At 70.5% G+C, this 15,113-nt stretch carries 13 protein-coding genes; 9 read left to right on the plus strand and 4 right to left on the minus strand.

What is annotated here, in order from left to right; all coding sequences use genetic code 11:
• Nucleotides 1-62: 62 nt before the first annotated feature.
• The gene (locus tag MBA17_RS05600) at nt 63-692 is read right to left on the minus strand and encodes a TetR/AcrR family transcriptional regulator (protein WP_238495190.1); all 630 of its coding nucleotides are present in this window, start codon (nt 690-692) and stop codon (nt 63-65) included.
• Nucleotides 693-793: 101 nt separating this feature from the next.
• On the opposite strand from MBA17_RS05600, the gene MBA17_RS05605 reads away from it, so the two are divergent.
• On the plus strand, nt 794-2,326 hold the full coding sequence (locus tag MBA17_RS05605; RefSeq protein WP_238495191.1) for an FAD-dependent monooxygenase: 1,533 nt from the start codon (nt 794-796) through the stop codon (nt 2,324-2,326).
• 338 nt (nt 2,327-2,664) lie between these two features.
• Nucleotides 2,665-3,243 (plus strand): GNAT family N-acetyltransferase, encoded by a 579-nt coding sequence (locus MBA17_RS05610; protein WP_238495192.1) that lies wholly within the window; start codon nt 2,665-2,667, stop codon nt 3,241-3,243.
• Between the two features lie 56 nt (nt 3,244-3,299).
• Here the strand turns inward: MBA17_RS05610 and soxR are convergent, their stop codons facing one another.
• A complete protein-coding gene (soxR, locus tag MBA17_RS05615; protein ID WP_238495193.1) occupies nt 3,300-3,749 on the minus strand; it encodes a redox-sensitive transcriptional activator SoxR in 450 nt (149 codons plus the stop codon).
• A 54-nt stretch (nt 3,750-3,803) separates the two neighbouring features.
• On the opposite strand from soxR, the gene MBA17_RS05620 reads away from it, so the two are divergent.
• The 5 genes from MBA17_RS05620 (at nt 3,804) to MBA17_RS05640 (ending at nt 10,133) form a co-directional block, all read left to right on the plus strand.
• A complete protein-coding gene (locus MBA17_RS05620) occupies nt 3,804-5,270 on the plus strand; it encodes an MFS transporter (protein WP_238495194.1) in 1,467 nt (488 codons plus the stop codon).
• A 318-nt stretch (nt 5,271-5,588) separates the two neighbouring features.
• Entirely contained in the window at nt 5,589-6,629 is a 1,041-nt protein-coding gene (locus tag MBA17_RS05625; RefSeq protein WP_238495195.1) for a helix-turn-helix domain-containing protein, read from the plus strand.
• Nucleotides 6,630-6,698: 69 nt separating this feature from the next.
• The gene (locus MBA17_RS05630) at nt 6,699-8,255 is read left to right on the plus strand and encodes an MFS transporter (protein ID WP_238495196.1); all 1,557 of its coding nucleotides are present in this window, start codon (nt 6,699-6,701) and stop codon (nt 8,253-8,255) included.
• A complete protein-coding gene (locus tag MBA17_RS05635) occupies nt 8,252-9,241 on the plus strand; it encodes an NADP-dependent oxidoreductase (protein WP_238495197.1) in 990 nt (329 codons plus the stop codon). Before MBA17_RS05630 ends, MBA17_RS05635 begins: the two co-directional genes overlap by 4 nt.
• A gap of 10 nt (nt 9,242-9,251) precedes the next feature.
• Nucleotides 9,252-10,133 carry a polysaccharide deacetylase family protein gene (locus tag MBA17_RS05640; RefSeq protein WP_238495198.1) on the plus strand — a complete coding sequence of 294 codons (882 nt, stop codon included), beginning with the start codon at nt 9,252-9,254 and terminating at the stop codon, nt 10,131-10,133.
• 49 nt (nt 10,134-10,182) lie between these two features.
• On the opposite strand, the gene MBA17_RS05645 is transcribed toward MBA17_RS05640, so the two are convergent.
• Together MBA17_RS05645 and MBA17_RS05650 are read right to left on the minus strand one after the other, a co-directional pair.
• Nucleotides 10,183-11,037, minus strand: coding sequence for a DMT family transporter (locus MBA17_RS05645; protein ID WP_238495199.1), 855 nt, complete (start codon nt 11,035-11,037; stop codon nt 10,183-10,185).
• 99 nt (nt 11,038-11,136) lie between these two features.
• A complete protein-coding gene (locus MBA17_RS05650; protein ID WP_238495200.1) occupies nt 11,137-11,499 on the minus strand; it encodes a VOC family protein in 363 nt (120 codons plus the stop codon).
• A gap of 220 nt (nt 11,500-11,719) precedes the next feature.
• Here MBA17_RS05650 and MBA17_RS05655 point away from each other — a divergent pair, with 220 nt between their 5' ends.
• A complete protein-coding gene (locus MBA17_RS05655; RefSeq protein WP_238495201.1) occupies nt 11,720-12,589 on the plus strand; it encodes a DMT family transporter in 870 nt (289 codons plus the stop codon).
• A gap of 79 nt (nt 12,590-12,668) precedes the next feature.
• Nucleotides 12,669-14,912, plus strand: coding sequence for an accessory Sec system translocase SecA2 (secA2, locus tag MBA17_RS05660; protein ID WP_455432700.1), 2,244 nt, complete (start codon nt 12,669-12,671; stop codon nt 14,910-14,912).
• Nucleotides 14,913-15,113 lie beyond the last annotated feature (201 nt).

The following is a 15,113-nucleotide window of genomic DNA, read 5'->3' on the forward strand; positions in this document are numbered from 1 at the left end:
GGGTGAACTCGCCTATGGGGGCGGTGTATGTCGCGGTCCTCGGTCGCCTCGGAGGGGGACCCTCACTCCCGCACAGCACGCCTGTCGCCGGCGCCCAGGCAGAGCGGAAGCGCCTGAATGATCAGCTTGCTCGTCGCTTCGACGCGGGAGTCGTCGACGGTCTGGCCGGTGTTGAGGACACGCCACTGCGTGAGCCCGACCAGTAGGTCGAGGGCCAGGTCGAGGTCGAGGTCGGCGGGCAACTGGCCACGCTCCACCGCGCTCCTCAGAAACCGCTCGCACGCGGCCCTGCGCGGCTGCCGGATCGCGGTGTCGAATGCCGCGGAGAGCCCGGGATTGCGAGCGGCCTCGGCCGTCAGATCGAGCACGATGCGCATGACCACGGGATCCGACAGCGTATCCGCCGCCGCGCGGACGTAGGCTCGCACGTCGCTACTCAGGTCACCGGCCCCGCCTGCCGGGACCTGCTGGGAGGCGACGACGTCGATGAGGTCGACCACCATCGCCTCTTTCGACGGCCACCGCCGGTAGAGCGCGGCCTTTCCCGTACCGGCCCGCCGGGCCACCGCGCCCATTGACATACCGGCATAGCCTGCCTCCGCCAACTCGGCGACCGCCGCCGCGACGATGGTGTCGGTGACTGTCTGGCGCAGCACGGCGGCGCCACGACCACGCGGGCGGATCTCAGTCATATCGGCGATAGTAACACGAGACGGAACGGTTGCGTCCCGACTTCACGGTCGCTTATTCTTCAAATGGAACGGATAGGTTCCGTCCCGAATCGAGGGAAGACATGACCGACGTAGACGTACTCATCGTCGGAGGCGGACCGACGGGGCTGACGCTGGCTTGCGAGCTGGCCCGGCGCGGCGTCACCTTCCGAGTGATCGACAGATCTCCCGAATTCCACCACCAGTCTCGGGGCAAGGGCATACAGCCGCGCAGCCTGGAGGTGTTCGACGATCTCGGCGTGGTCCAGGACTTCCTGGACGCGGGGACGTCCGAGATGCCGGCGCGGATTTACATGGACCGCCGGTTCATCGCGGAGCTGCACCTCCTGGCCGGTGTCCACTCGCGGCCGGATGTGCCGTACCCGACGCTCGTCCTGCTGCCGCAGTGGCGCACCGAGCAGATACTCCGCGCCCGCCTGACCGAGTTGGGCGGCCAGGTAGAGCGCGGCCTGCAACTGACCGACCTCAAGCAGTCCGACAGCCAGGTCGTCGCGCAGCTCGCCACGGGTGAGGTGATCCACGCCTCCTACCTCGTAGGCTGCGACGGCGGCGGTAGCGCCGTGCGCGAGGCCGCCGGGATCACCTTCCCCGGGCTGGTGTCGGAGACCGAGCACTACCTGCTCGGCGACGTGGAGGTGGACGGCCTGCCTCGCGACGGCTCCTATGTCTGGTACGCAGCGAACGAATCCTCCGTGGGCCTCGCGCTGCTACCCGGCACGCTGTCGTGGCAGTTCGGCCTCACCGTACGCCCCGGCGAGGAGGGCGCCGGCCAGGAGCCCTCACTCGAGCTTTTCCAGCGCCTGTTCGCGCAGCGCACCGGCCGGACGGATGTGCGCCTGCACAACGCCACCTGGCTGTCGCGCTTCAGCTACAAGGTACGGCTCGCCGACCGCTACCGTGCCGGCCGCGTCTTCATCGCCGGAGACGCCGCCCACGTCCACCCGATCGCGGGCGGGCTCGGCATGAACACCGGCATCCAGGACGCCTACAACCTCGGCTGGAAGCTGGCCCTCGCGGTACGCGGCCGAGTCCCCGACAGCCTGCTCGACACGTATGAGCGGGAGCGCCGCCCGGTGGCCGAATCCGTGCTCAAGACCAGCGGCGCCGGCATGACCGCGCTGTTCTCCACCAAGCCTCTGATGACCTTCCTGCGCGACTGGATCATCCTGCCGCTGATGCGCAGCCCCGTGGTGACCAAGGCGATCGTAAGCAAGACCTCCCAGCTCGGCGTGAACTACCGCGACTCCGAGCTGTCCGTCGGCGACAAGGGCAAGGTCCGTCCCGGCGACCGGGCGCCCGACTCGCCGTGCCGGCACCCAGTGACCGGCGAGCAGTCGCGGCTGTTCGACCTCTTCCGCGGCCCCCACTTCACGCTGCTCCAGTTCGGCGCGGTGATGCCAGGTCTGGCCGAGCGCCTGGACAGGCTCTACGGCGACGACATCCGCGTCTACCAGCTGGAGCCAGGCCCCCCGAGCAAGCGCTACGGCGCCAACAGGGGCACGCTCGTCCTCGTCCGGCCGGACGGCTATGTGGCCGTACGGACCCGGTCAGGCGACGCAGTGGTCGACTACCTGAGGACGATCTCGATGGCCTGAACCGGGACGAGCCGCTGCCAGCCGCTGCTGCCAGATCCGCTCCAGCTCGGCTCACTCGGCCACACCGGATAAATCGATGTTCAGCAGCACATGATCCCCGCCGCCTACGCGCGCTGGCTGCGCGAGCATGGGGTCCACGCTCCCGGCGGGCGCGAACTGCCCGAGTGGAGCCCGGCCCTGGCGCTGGAGCTGATGTACCGCCAGGGCATCGCCGCCGCTGTCCTGTCTGGTCGCAGGAGGCCGCAAGACCATCGAGGTCCGCGACGCACAAGTGGTCTTCGTCTCCGGCCGGTAAGTGGACGTCCACATCGTCCGCTCCGCCGTCTAATGTCATCCGCATGACCGCCCATCTCCCCGTCCCCGTCACCCTCGACGGCCCCGCCGTACGGCTGGAGCCGCTCGCTCCGGCGCACGTCCCCGACCTCTTCCTGGCCGCGGGAGGCGACGACGACGTGTGGCGCTGGCTGCCGACGACCACCCCGCGAACCGTGGACGAGTTGTCGCGGATCGCCGAGGGACTGATCGCCGATGACGCGCACACCCCGTTCGCGGTCATCCTGAAGGAGACCGGCCGCGCCGTCGGCTGGACCACCTACGGCGGCGTGCCCGGCTTCGACGCCAGCGTGGAGATCGGCTGGACCTGGTACGGCAGGGCCGTGTGGCGGACGGCGGTGAACACCGAGTGCAAGCTGCTGTTGATCGACCACGCCTTCGACAAGCTCGGTTTCAACCGGGTGCTGCTGAAGACCGACAGCCTCAACACCCGTTCGCAGGCCGCCATCCGGCGGATCGGCGGCGTCCACGAGGGCACCCTGCGCCGCCACCGCCGCCGCCCGGACGGCACCTGGCGCGACACCGTCTACTTCGGCATCCTCGACGACGAGTGGCCCGCCCACCGAACCCGCCTCACCGCCTGAGCTTCCACGGAGGCAGCCGGGAATACGCCGGAAGCGGACCGCAGCCGCCGAGACCGTCATGATTCCCGGACCAGGAGCCGGCGCGGGCCGGTCCCCTCCGCTCCGAGGCGGTCGTCGGGATTGCGCAGGACGCATCGGTCGATCGACAGGCAGCCGCAGCCGATGCAGTCGGATAGGTCATCGCGTAGCCGTACCAACTGCTCAATGCGGAGATCGAGTTCGGCGCGCCACCCGGCCGACAGGCGCGCCCAGTCTTCACGGGTGGGCGTCCGGCCCTCGGGAAGGGTGGCCAGGGCTTCGCCGACCAGGCGCAGCGGGATGCCGACACGCTGCGCGACCCGGATGAAGGCCACCCTGCGCAGAGTGTCGCGCGGGTAGCGGCGCTGGTTGCCGGGTGTCCGCCGGCTGTGGATCAGGCCCTTGTCCTCGTAGAAGTGCAACGCCGTAACCGCGACGCCGGAGCGGGCGGAGAGCTGGCCGACCGTGAGTTCCTTGGCGATGTTCATGACCGGATGCTAGGGATTGACCTCTACTTTAGTCGAGGTTTCAGACTTGCGTTCATGACCACTGCTTCTCCGGTACGGGCCGGACAACGGGCATGGATCGGCCTGGCCGTTCTGGCTCTACCCGCCCTGCTGGCCTCACTCGAACTGACCGTCACGAACCTGGCGCTCCCCGCCATCGGCGCCGATCTGAGCGCGAGCAGCACCCAACTGCTGTGGATCGTGGACATCTACGCCTTCCTGCTGGCCGGCTCGCTGCTCGTCATGGGCGCGCTCGGCGACCGGATCGGGCGGCGCAGGCTGTTGCTAATCGGATCCGCGGCTTACGGCGTGGCCTCGGTCGTGGCCGCCTATGCGCCCAACCCGGAGAGCTTGATCGTCGCGCGTGCGCTGATGGGGATCGCCGGATCGACGCTGATGCCGACCACGTTGTCGCTGGCCGCGTCCATGTTCACGCACCCGAGGCAGCGGACGGTGGCCATCGGCGTGATCATCTCCAGCGTCTCGGGCGGAACGGCCATCGGCCCGCTGGTCGGCGGCTGGCTGCTTGAGCAGTTCTGGTGGGGTTCGGCGTTCCTGCTGGCCGTTCCGGTCATGGTGCTGATCCTGGTGGCGGGGCCGTTCCTGCTGCCCGAGCATCGAGACGGCACCGCCGGGCGGCTGGACGTGGCGAGCGCCCTGTTGTCGCTCGCGGCCGTACTGCCAGTGGTCTACGGGCTCAAGCAGATCGCGGCGGCCGGTCTGGAGGCGGGTTCGGCGGCGGCGGTGCCGGCCGGGCTCGTGATGGCCGTGGCGTTCGTCCGCAGGCAGCGCCGCCTGCCCGTGCCCCTCATCGACCTGCGGCTGTTCGCCGACCGGGCGATCAGTATCCCGGCGGTCACGCTCGCGCTGGGCATCTTCGTCCTGTGGGGATCGAACTACGCCCTGGCACAGTACCTACAACTGGTGCACGGCCTGTCGCCGCTGGAGGCCGGGCTGTGGACGGCTCCTGCGGCCATCGGCACCATCGCCGGGTCGATCCTGGCCCCGCGGATCGTGCGCCGGGTGAGCGCGCCCGTCGTCATCGGCACCGGGCTGGCGATCTCCGCGGCCGGCTACCTCGTGCTCACCCAGACTACGGAGAGCCTGGCCGTCCTGGTCACCGGAGCAGTCATCGTCTCGGCCGGGCTGGGCCCGATGATGGCGCTGGCGACAGACCTGATCGTCGGTTCCGCGCCGCCGGAGCGGGCCGGTGCGGCGGCCGCGATCTCCACCACGGCTCCGCAGATCGGCGGGGCACTGGGCATCGCCGTTCTCGGCAGCATCGTCACGGCCGTCTACCGGGGACAGATGTCCGCGGCCGCCGTGCCGGAGGCCGTCCATGACAGCCTGACCGCCGCGGTGACGGCGGCCGGGAACGCCCCGGCCCTCCTCGATGCCGCCCGCGCGGCCTTCGTCCAGGGGTTCCACGTCGCCGCGCTGGTCAGCGCCGCGCTGATGGCCGGCATCGCCTGCCTGGTCGTGGCACTGCTCCGCAGGACGTAGGAGACGGTTGCCCGCAGGGTTGGGACGACCGCGAGAAGTGGCCGTCCTCGGCATGGCCGGCCGGGCTCGTCCTGCGCATGGGCAGGGCCTCCGCCGAAACTCGAACCCGGCACGTCTCCCGGCGCACGCCCTCGACGACGCGGGCATGCTGATGGGCGCGGACGCCGCGACCAGGTCGGGGTGCTCATCCTCCCAGGCCGTGATCGCATGCAGCAGCCGGTCAAAAGGTCTCATCGTCCATACTGGACTCGCGGGACCCGTGGTACGCCTCGGCAGTTTCGATGATGTCGGGGTGATTTCGCTGGGTGGTGGGGGGACGTGGAACAGGTGCGTTCGGTACCGGCGCTGCACACCGTCTCCCCGCATCTGACACGAATGCTGGTCAGGGCGGCCGTCACGGCAGGGCTCGATCGGTCGCAACTAGCCATCGTTCCCGGCATGGCCGTCCTAGGGGAGGATCCGGATCGGATTCCCACCGCAACGATGCTGCGGATCTGGGAGGTGATCTCCGCTCCGCTGCGGGAGGTGGGCGGGAGCGGCCAGGTGATGCAGCTGTGGCGGCCGGGGACACTGGGCGTGTGGGATTACCTGTTCCACCCTGCCGAGACGCTCGCCGGCGCGCTGCGCGACAGCGCCCGTCACTTCTCCGTCATCGCCGACCCCGCCGACGAGGTCGTTGTGGTGCGCGACGACGACGGAGTGACCGTGAGCTGGAACGGTCCCTACATCGACCATCCGAGTTACCTGCTGATCGCGGAGCTCGTGCCCGCCATGTTCCTGACGACGGCGAGCTCGGGGGTCGGGCGTCCGCTCACGCCGGCGAGCGTACGGCTGCCCCACAGCGCCCCGGCCCGGCACGACCGCCTGATCGATCTGTACGGCACCCGCCGCATCGATTTCGACGCCGGGCCCCCGTCGGTCACCTTCGCCGAGGCGGACGCCGACGCGCCGCTGCCGCGCGCCGACCCGGCGCTGTCGGCGATCCTGAACGACCACGCGCGGACCACGGTCGCCACCGCCCGGCCGGTGCTGGGCTGGCTGGACCGATTCCAGGCCGCACTCCAGACCGCGGTCGACAGCGGATGCCCCGACCAGAGCCGGGTGGCGCACCGGCTCGGCATGAGCCCTCGCACGCTGCAGCGCCATCTGCGTGAGAAGGGGACGAGCTGGCGAGAGGAATTGGAGACGTACCGGCAGCGGCGGGTGGGTCAGTTGCTGCGGGAGACCTCGCTGAGTGTGGAGTCGATCGCCGCGAGGGTCGGCTACTCCGATCCTCGCGCGCTGCGCCGCGCCATCCACCGCTGGTACGGCCAGGGCCCGGCCGCGACCCGGACAGCAACGCGGCAGCGCATTCTCTGACGCGTTTGGTCCTCCTCGTGACGCGTTCGGCCCTCCCACCGCCAGAGCCGCCTTTCTAGCGTTTCCAGCATGAATACAGAGAAGAAAGGGAAGGCCGGACCGCGGGAGTGGTTGGGCCTGGCGGCGTTGCTGCTGCCCACCATGCTGCTCACCGCCGACCTCGGAGTGTTGTGGCTGGCCACGCCGTACATCACCGCCGACCTGAACCCGAGCAGCGCAGAGCTGTTGTGGATCACGGACATCTACGGGTTCATGACCTCCGGGTTCCTGGTCGTCATGGGCACGCTGGGCGATCGTGCCGGCCGTCGCCGGCTGCTCCTGAGCGGCGCGGCGGCGTACCTGCTGCTCGAAGTGGCGATGCTGGTGTCGGCCGTGGTGGCCAGCCCGGAACTGCTGATCGGGGCGCGCGCGTTGCTCGGCGTCGCGGGAGCCGCGATCCTTCCGTCAACGTTGTCGCTGATCAGCGCCATGTTCACCGACCCGGGGCAGCGGACGAGAGCCATCTCGCTGTGGGCGACCGCGCTGGCTCTGGGCGTGGGGCTGGGCCCGGTGTTCGGCGGGCTCATGCTCGGCGGGTTGTGGTGGGGATGGGTGTTCCTGATGGGCGCGCCGATCATGGTGCTGGTTCTGGCGGTGGGGCGGCTGCTGCTGCCCGAGCATCGTGACACCTCTGCCGGGCGGCTGGATCTGGCCAGCGTGGTGCTGTTCCTGCTGGGTATCCTGCCGGTCGTCTACGCGGTCAAGCGGATCGCCGAGTACGGCTGGCAGGCGCCCGCCATCGTGGCCGGGCTGGCCGGGCTGGTCTTCGCCTACCTGTTCGTACGCCGGCAGCGCCGGCTGACCTCCCCGCTGCTGGATCTGCGGCTGTTCACCAACAGATCCTTCGCCGCCGCGCTGGCCGTCCTGTTCGTGGGCATGATGGCGCTCAACAGCGTGGAGTACCTGGTCCCGCAGTTCCTGCAACTGGTCGGTGGGCTGTCGCCGCTGGCGGGCGGGCTCTGGCTGCTGCCGTCGGCCGCGACGTTCCTGCTCGGTTCGCAGCTCACCCCGATGATGGTGCGCCGTTTCCAGCCCGCGTACGTCATCGCGGGCGGCACGCTGATCTCCCTGATCGGCTATGTGGTGGCCATCCAGGCCACCACCCCGCTCGCCGCCGCCGTCGCGGTGACGATCATCATGCTCGGCATCGGCCCGATCAGCGTGCTCGGCACCGACCTGGCGGTGAACGCCGCCCCGCCGGAGAGTGCCGGATCGGCCGCGGCGGCCGGGCAGACCGCCTACGACCTGGGCCTGGCCATGGGCATCGCGGTCACCGGCAGCGTAGCCGTGGCCGTCTACCGCGACAGCATGGCCACGACCACACCGGCCGGAACGCCGTCCGAGGCCGCCGAGGCCGCCCACGACACGCTCGGCGCCGCCGTCGCCGCGGCCCAGGACCTCCCGGATTCTGTCGCCGCCCAGCTGGTCCAGGCGGCCAAGGACGCGTTCGTCTCGGGGTTCCAGGTCGCCGCGACGGTCAGCGCGGTCCTAGCCGTGATCGTCATCGCCATCGCCGTCACGGTGTTGCGCTACCGGCCGACCACGGCGGCTGAGGCAGAACCCCAACTCCAGAAGGTCACATCATGAATCGCGAGGTCCTGCTCACTTCCCGGCCGGTAGAGGACGTCGGTCCTGAGCACTTCAGGTTGGTCCGCGTCCCACTGCCCGAACCACGCCCCGGCCAGATCCTGGTCCGCAACACCTGGATGTCGGTCGACCCGTACATGCGGCAGGCGATGCGGGGGAACCCGTATCTCCCACCCCTTCAACCGGGCAACGTCCTGCACGGCGCAGCCATCGGCGAGGTCGTGGACTCCCGAGCCGCGGCCCTCCCGGTGGGCACCCCCGTCTCCCACTTCGCCGGTTGGCGAGACTACGCCGTCGTCGACGCCGCGGACGCGACCGTCGTCGACACCACGCTCGCGCCCGCGCCGGCCTACCTCGGTGTGCTGGGCACTACGGGCCTGACCGCCTACGCGGCCATGACAGAAGCGGCGCCGGTTCGCCAGGGCGACGTGGTCTTCGTGTCAGCCGCGGCCGGCGCCGTGGGCAGCATCGCCGGCCAGCTCGCCAGGAAGCTCGGCGCGGCCAAGGTGATCGGCTCGGCCGGCGGCCCGGACAAGGCCCGCAAGCTCGTCACGGCCTTCGGCTTCGACGAGAGCATCGATTACAAGGCGGGGCCCGTCGCCGAGCAGTTGGCCAAGGCCGCCCCCGACGGCATCGACTACTACTTCGACAACGTCGGCGGCGAACACTTGGAGGCGGCCATCGGCGCGCTGCGCGAGCGGGGCCGGATCGCCCTGGTGGGCGCGATCGGCTCCGCGGGCACGGGCCCCGGCAACCTGATCGATCTGGCCTTCAAGAACGCCGGCCTGCACGGCCTGCTCATCGACGCCTACGGCCACCTGCGCGCGGAATGGATCAAGCGCGCCGGCGGCTGGCTCGCCGACGGCACCCTGCACGCCGAACAGACCGTCATCGAGGGTCTTGAGCAGGCGCCCGCCGCCCTCATCGGAGTCCTGCGCGGGAGCAACACCGGGAAGATGCTCGTCCACCTCGGTACAACCAGGTAAAGGAAGAACGATGGACAACGAACTTTACGACTACAGCCCGATCGTCGAGCGCGAGCCTGTGCGCTGGCCGGGTGGCGCACGTGTCGCGTTCTACGTGGGGCTGAACGTCGAGCACTTTCTGATCGACCGTCCCTCGACGAGCCTCAATGAGGCGACGGCTCCCTTGGTGCCGGATCCGCTGAACTATGGCTGGCGCGATTACGGGCCGCGGGTGGGCATCTGGCGGATGATGGAAAGCTTCGACCGGCACGGGATCCGCCCGAGCGTGTTGCTCAACTCCGATGCCGCCGACCGGTACCCGCACATCATCGAGGCCGGCCGGGCACGGAACTGGGCCTGGCTGGCCCACGGCAAGAACAACTCCGTCCTGCAGGCGGACATGGCCCCCGACGAGGAACGCGCCTTCCTTACCGAGGTCATCGCCACCATTGAGAAGGCCACCGGTCAACGGCCGCGCGGCTGGCTGGGGCCGGCGCTCACGGAGACCTTCCAGACCCCCGCGCTGCTGGCCGAGCTCGGCCTGAGCTACGTGCTTGACTGGACCAACGACGACCAGCCATATCGGCTGAACGTGCCAGGGATGCTGAGCCTGCCGTACTCCGTCGAACTCAACGATCTCGGCCTGTTCACCATGAAGAGCTTCACCGGGCCGGATTTCGTGCAGATCGTCAAAGACCAGTTCGATCAGCTCCACGCCGAAGGCGGCCGGGTTATGGCGCTGGCCCTGCACCCCTTCGTCACCGGCCAGCCGTTCCGCCTCAAGTATCTGAACCAGGCCCTCGAATACGTCGTGAACCACCCTGGGGTCTGGGTGACCACAAGCGACGAGATCGCCGAGCACTACACCGAATGCCACGACCGTTCGTTGAACTCGTCTCTTCAAGGGTCCTAACGCAAGCACCGGACGAGGTCGCCCCGGCAAGGCCCGGCCGGGGCGACCGTCAGGAGACCGGCTGCGGGACCGGGGCGGGCTGGACGTGCTTGTCGGGGGTCAGCCGGCCCAGTGTGATCGTGCCCGCCACCAGCACGGCCGCGGCCAACAGCGCGGGAATGGCGGTACTGGCCCCGACCGGCAGCGGCTCGCCGAGCAGGATCGCCCCCGCGAGCACCGACGTGATCGGATCGACCACCTGCACGCCCGCGTAGGCGATGCCGAAGTAACCGACGGCGTACGACTTCTGCAGCAGCACCACCGCGAAGATCAGCATCACCGGGATCACCGCGCTGAACCAGTGCAGCAGCCTGCTGAAGTCGCCGCCGAGCCCGCCGCCGACGACCCGCACGAAGGTGGAGACGGTCGCGGTGACCGCGCCCGCGCCGATGGACAGCAGCAGCGCCTTGGCCGGGCCGGACGCCTTGCGCGCCACCAGATGGCACACCACCACGATGCCGCCGACGCAGGCGAGGAAGCCCAGCGCGCCCCCGTCGCTCAGGTACGGCGTCGACACCTCGTGCGGCACCAGCAGCATGAGGCCGATCAGCCCGCCGGCGACCGCGATGGAACCGAGGATCTCGGCCCGGCGCGGTCGCCTGCCGTACATCATGGCGGCCAGCGGGACGGCGAAGACCAGCGTGGCCACGCTCACCGGCTGGATCGCGACGAGCGGCGCGAAGCTGAGGGCAACGGCGTGCAGGCAGGCGCCGGTGAAGCCGATGATCCCGCCGATCACCCAGCGGGGGCGCCTGATCAGCTTGAGGGTGGCGCCGTCACGAACCGCCTCGAACTGCTGGAGTGCCGCGCCGAGCGCGTATCCGAGCGCTCCCACGAGGGCGATCGACACTCCGACCCAGATCATCGGTGGCCGCCGGGGGAGTCCCCGATCGAGGGCGTGGCAGAGGGATGGCGTCGGGACAGCATCCCCCAAGCTTAGGCAATTACCGGCGCGGTCGGGCCGTCACGACTTCTCCGGGCAGACGCAGAACATGTGCCCCTCGGGGTCGGCGAGCACGGTCCAGCCGTCGCCCCCGGGCTGGAACTCGGGCTTCGTGGCCCCCAGCGCGAGGTAGTCGGCCACGGCCCCGGCCACGTCGGGAACCCGGAAGTCGAGGTGGAACTGCTTGCCGGGCCCCGGCCACGCGGCGGGCACCCGCTCCGGCACCCGGCCGAAATAGAGGTTGGTCGTGCCGTCGCCGACGGCGGCGTACTCGTCCTCCGAGTACTGGATCTCGAAACCGGTGACGGCGGCGTAGAACGCGGCGAGCTTCCTGGGCTCCGCGCAGTCGATGGTGAAGGCGAAGAGCTTGGCGGTCGTTGTCATGACGGCCACTCTTCCCGGCTTACCTGTCAGGTCGTGTCAGGTACCGGAAACACGGTTGCGCGCTCTCGATACGCTCGGCACGTGTACTGGGTCATCTCTCCGCCGCCCGCCCTCTAGCGGGCGGTATTTCTCCATATAGCCGGATCTGGGCGATCCGGTCGATGGTCGCCGCCCGCACACGGGCCTCCCTCTGACGACCATCCCTTCTGGAGAGATCTCGATGACGCACGTCTCCGTACGGCAGGGCCTGCTGTACGTGTCCATCGCCGCGACCGCCTGGGGTACCGGCGGGGCCGCCGCCGCGCTGCTCCACCGGTTCGGCGACCTCGGCCCGATCGGCGCGTCCTTCTGGCGGTGCCTCATCGGCGCCGCCCTGCTGGCCGCCGTCCACCGCCGGCTCCCCCGCAACCCCCGGCACCTGCTCGTCACCGGCGCGGGCATCGCCGTCTACCAGACCGCCTACTTCGCCGCGATCGAGGAGTCGGGCCTCGCCGTCGCCACCGTCGTCACGCTGGGCGCCACACCCGTGCTGGTCGCCGTGTTCGCCGGGCTCGCGCTCGGCGAACGGCTCGGCCGTGCCGGGGCGGCCGGCATCGGCGCGGCCGTCACGGGCCTGCTCATGCTGACGCTCGACGGCGTCTGGGGCGCCACCTCGGGCGGTGTCGCGCCGGCCGGGCTGGGCTGGGCGCTGCTGTCGGCCGCCGGGTACGCGGCGGTGACCATGGCCAACCGAGCCGTCCACGACGACCCGTACGGCGCGGCGGCCGGCGGCCTGGCCGTCAGCGGGCTCTGCCTCCTGCCCCTCGCCCTCGTCTCGGGCGTGCTTCCCTCCGGCGGGGATCCCCTGATTTCCGCCGGGCTGATCCTCTACCTGGGCGCGGTGCCGACCGCCCTGGCGTACGGGCTGTTCTTCGCCGGGCTCACCGCCGTGCGCGCCACCACGGCCTCGGTGATCGTCCTGGTGGAACCCGTGGGCGCGACGGTCATCGGCGTGCTCCTCCTCGGCGAGCGTCTCACCGTCCTGTCGGCGGCCGGCGCCGCCGTACTCCTGCTCGCCGTCGCACTTCCCGCACTCTCCGAGCGCGGCTGACGGCCTCCCGTACGGCGGTGCGGGGGCATACTGAGGGACGGAGGGGAACGCCACCCTCAGACAGGTCGTTGGAGGGTACGTGGCCTCGATACCTCAGTTGTTCCGGCGCTTTCTGGAGCGTCCCGGCTCGCTCGACCTCGCGCCCTTCGAGCGTGTGGTCGCCCGCGCCGCCGAGCGGGAGGAGCGGATCAGGGCTCTCGACGAGCTGCCGGTCCCGCCCACCGACGATCTCGCGGAGTTCTGCGCGATCGCCCGCGAGGCGGCCCACCGCACCCTCGGCCTGCGGCCCTACGACGTGCAGCTCGTGGGCACGCTGGCGCTGCTGGCGGGCAACGTGGCCGAGATGGCCACCGGCGAGGGCAAGACGCTCTCCGGGGCCATGGCCGCCGCCGGCTACGCGTTGCAGGGCAAGCGGGTCCATGTCATCTCGGTCAACGACTACCTGGCCAGGCGCGACGCCGAGTGGATGGGCCCGCTGTACGAAGCGCTCGGCGTCAGCGTCGGCTGGATCGGGCAGACCTCCACGCCCGAGGAGCGGCGCGAGGCGTACGAGCAGGAGGTCACGTACGGCTCGGTCAGCGAGATCGGCTTCGACGTGCTGCGCGACCGGCTCGCCACCGGCGCGGCCGACCTCGTCCTGCCCGAGCCGAACGTCGCGCTGATCGACGAGGCCGACTCGGTGCTGGTCGACGAGGCGCGGGTGCCGCTGGTCCTGGCCGGAGCGGCCGACCCCGGCGCGGCGGTGCCGAAGACGGCGGCGCTGGTCAGGCAGTTGATGCGGGGCCACCACTACGAGATCGACGAGCAGGGACGCAACGTCTTCCTCACCCCCGCGGGCACCGACGCGGTCGAGACCGCCCTGGGCGGCGACAACCTCTACGACGCGCCCGAGACCGTGAGCGAGGTCAACCTCGCGCTGCACGCGCACGCCCTGCTCACCCGTGACATCGACTACATCGTGCGCGAGGGCAGGGTCCAGCTCATCAACCACTCGCGCGGCCGGGTGTCGCTGCTCCAGCGCTGGCCCGACGGCCTGCAGGCGGCGGTCGAGGCCAAGGAGGCGCTGCCGGCGAGCGAGACGGGCGAGATCCTCGACTCGATCACGGTCCAGGGGCTCATCACCCGCTATCCCGAGAAGTGCGGCATGACGGGCACCGCGGTCGCGGTGGGCGAGCAACTCCGCGAGTTCTACGACCTGCAGGTCGCCGTGATCCCGCCCAACGTGCCGTGTGTCCGGGCCGACGACCCCGACGTGTTGTTCGCCACCGTGACCGACCGCGACATGGCACTGGTCAACAAGATCACCGAAGTGCACGCCACCGGACAGCCGATCCTGATCGGCACGCTCGACGTGGCCGAGTCCGAGCGCCTGGCCCTCACCCTGAGCGGGCGCGACCTCGACTGCGTGGTGCTGAACGCCAAGAACGACGCCGAGGAGGCGTCGATCATCGCCAAGGCCGGCGAACGCGGCACGATCACGGTCTCCACCCAGATGGCCGGCCGGGGCACCGACATCCGGCTCGGCGACGGCGTGGCAGGCCTCGGCGGGCTGTACGTGATCGGCTCGGGCCGGCACTCCAGCAGCCGCCTCGACGACCAGCTCCGCGGCCGGGCCGGCCGGCAGGGCGATCCGGGCGGCTCGGCCTTCTACGTGAGCCTGGAAGACGAGCTGATCACCAGGTTCGCCCCCGACGAGCGACCGCCCGCCGCCGAGCGCGACGGCGTCGTCCGGAACAAGCGCGGCGGCCAGATCGTCGGCCACGCCCAGCGCGTCGCCGAGGGCGCCAACCTGGAGATCCACCGCAACACCTGGCGCTACACCCGCCTCCTCGAACACCAGCGCGCCCTGGTGCTCGAACGCCGCGACAAGGTCCTGCACGGGGACGCCGCCGCCGACGCCCTCGCGCGGGCCCGTCCCGAACGCTGGGCGGAGCTGCTGGAGAGCGCGGGCGAGGCGGTCCTGCACGAGGCGGCCAGGCAGATCGTGCTGTTCCACCTCGACCGGGCCTGGACCACCCACGTGGCGTTCCTATCCGACCTGCGCGAAGGGATCCACCTGCGGGTCCTCGGCCGGATGAACCCGCTCGACGAGTTCCACCGCGAGGCCGTCACCGCCTACCAGAGCCTGCTGGCCGAGATCGAGTCCGAGGCCGTCGCCACCTTCGAGACGGCCCCGATCGGCCCCGACGGCATCGACCTCGACGGCGCCGGCCTCAAACGGCCCACCGCCACCTGGACCTACATGGTCCAGGACAACCCGTTCGGCACCGCCTGGGAGCGCATCCTGAAACGCGTCACCGACAAGGTCCGCGGCCGGTCCTAGCCCGGCCGGATCCCCGACGGAGGCGGCGACTGCGGGCGTCGCCTCCTGATCACCACCGGCGGGCCCCGCACGACCTGGGCGACCTCATCACCCGCACCCGCGTGTCAAAGCACCTCGATCACTGCGCGGGCCGGTGACCCGCGTGGCGGTGTCGCCCCCGACCACCCACCCGCGTGCAAGCCAACCCTCGATCACCACGGC

The organism is Dolomitihabitans soli, from assembly GCF_022213955.1.
GTDB lineage: Bacteria > Actinomycetota > Actinomycetes > Streptosporangiales > Streptosporangiaceae > Streptosporangium_A > Streptosporangium_A soli.

Bases quoted from the DNA above. Each gene is read 5' to 3' on its own strand.
- MBA17_RS05600 (WP_238495190.1), bottom strand. From the start codon at position 692: ATGACTGAGATCCGCCCGCGTGGTCGTGGCGCCGCCGTGCTGCGCCAG.
- MBA17_RS05605 (WP_238495191.1), top strand. From the start codon at position 794: ATGACCGACGTAGACGTACTCATCGTCGGAGGCGGACCGACGGGGCTG.
- MBA17_RS05610 (WP_238495192.1), top strand. From the start codon at position 2,665: ATGACCGCCCATCTCCCCGTCCCCGTCACCCTCGACGGCCCCGCCGTA.
- soxR (WP_238495193.1), bottom strand. From the start codon at position 3,749: ATGAACATCGCCAAGGAACTCACGGTCGGCCAGCTCTCCGCCCGCTCC.
- MBA17_RS05620 (WP_238495194.1), top strand. From the start codon at position 3,804: ATGACCACTGCTTCTCCGGTACGGGCCGGACAACGGGCATGGATCGGC.
- MBA17_RS05630 (WP_238495196.1), top strand. From the start codon at position 6,699: ATGAATACAGAGAAGAAAGGGAAGGCCGGACCGCGGGAGTGGTTGGGC.
- MBA17_RS05635 (WP_238495197.1), top strand. From the start codon at position 8,252: ATGAATCGCGAGGTCCTGCTCACTTCCCGGCCGGTAGAGGACGTCGGT.
- MBA17_RS05640 (WP_238495198.1), top strand. From the start codon at position 9,252: ATGGACAACGAACTTTACGACTACAGCCCGATCGTCGAGCGCGAGCCT.
- MBA17_RS05645 (WP_238495199.1), bottom strand. From the start codon at position 11,037: ATGATCTGGGTCGGAGTGTCGATCGCCCTCGTGGGAGCGCTCGGATAC.
- MBA17_RS05650 (WP_238495200.1), bottom strand. From the start codon at position 11,499: ATGACAACGACCGCCAAGCTCTTCGCCTTCACCATCGACTGCGCGGAG.
- MBA17_RS05655 (WP_238495201.1), top strand. From the start codon at position 11,720: ATGACGCACGTCTCCGTACGGCAGGGCCTGCTGTACGTGTCCATCGCC.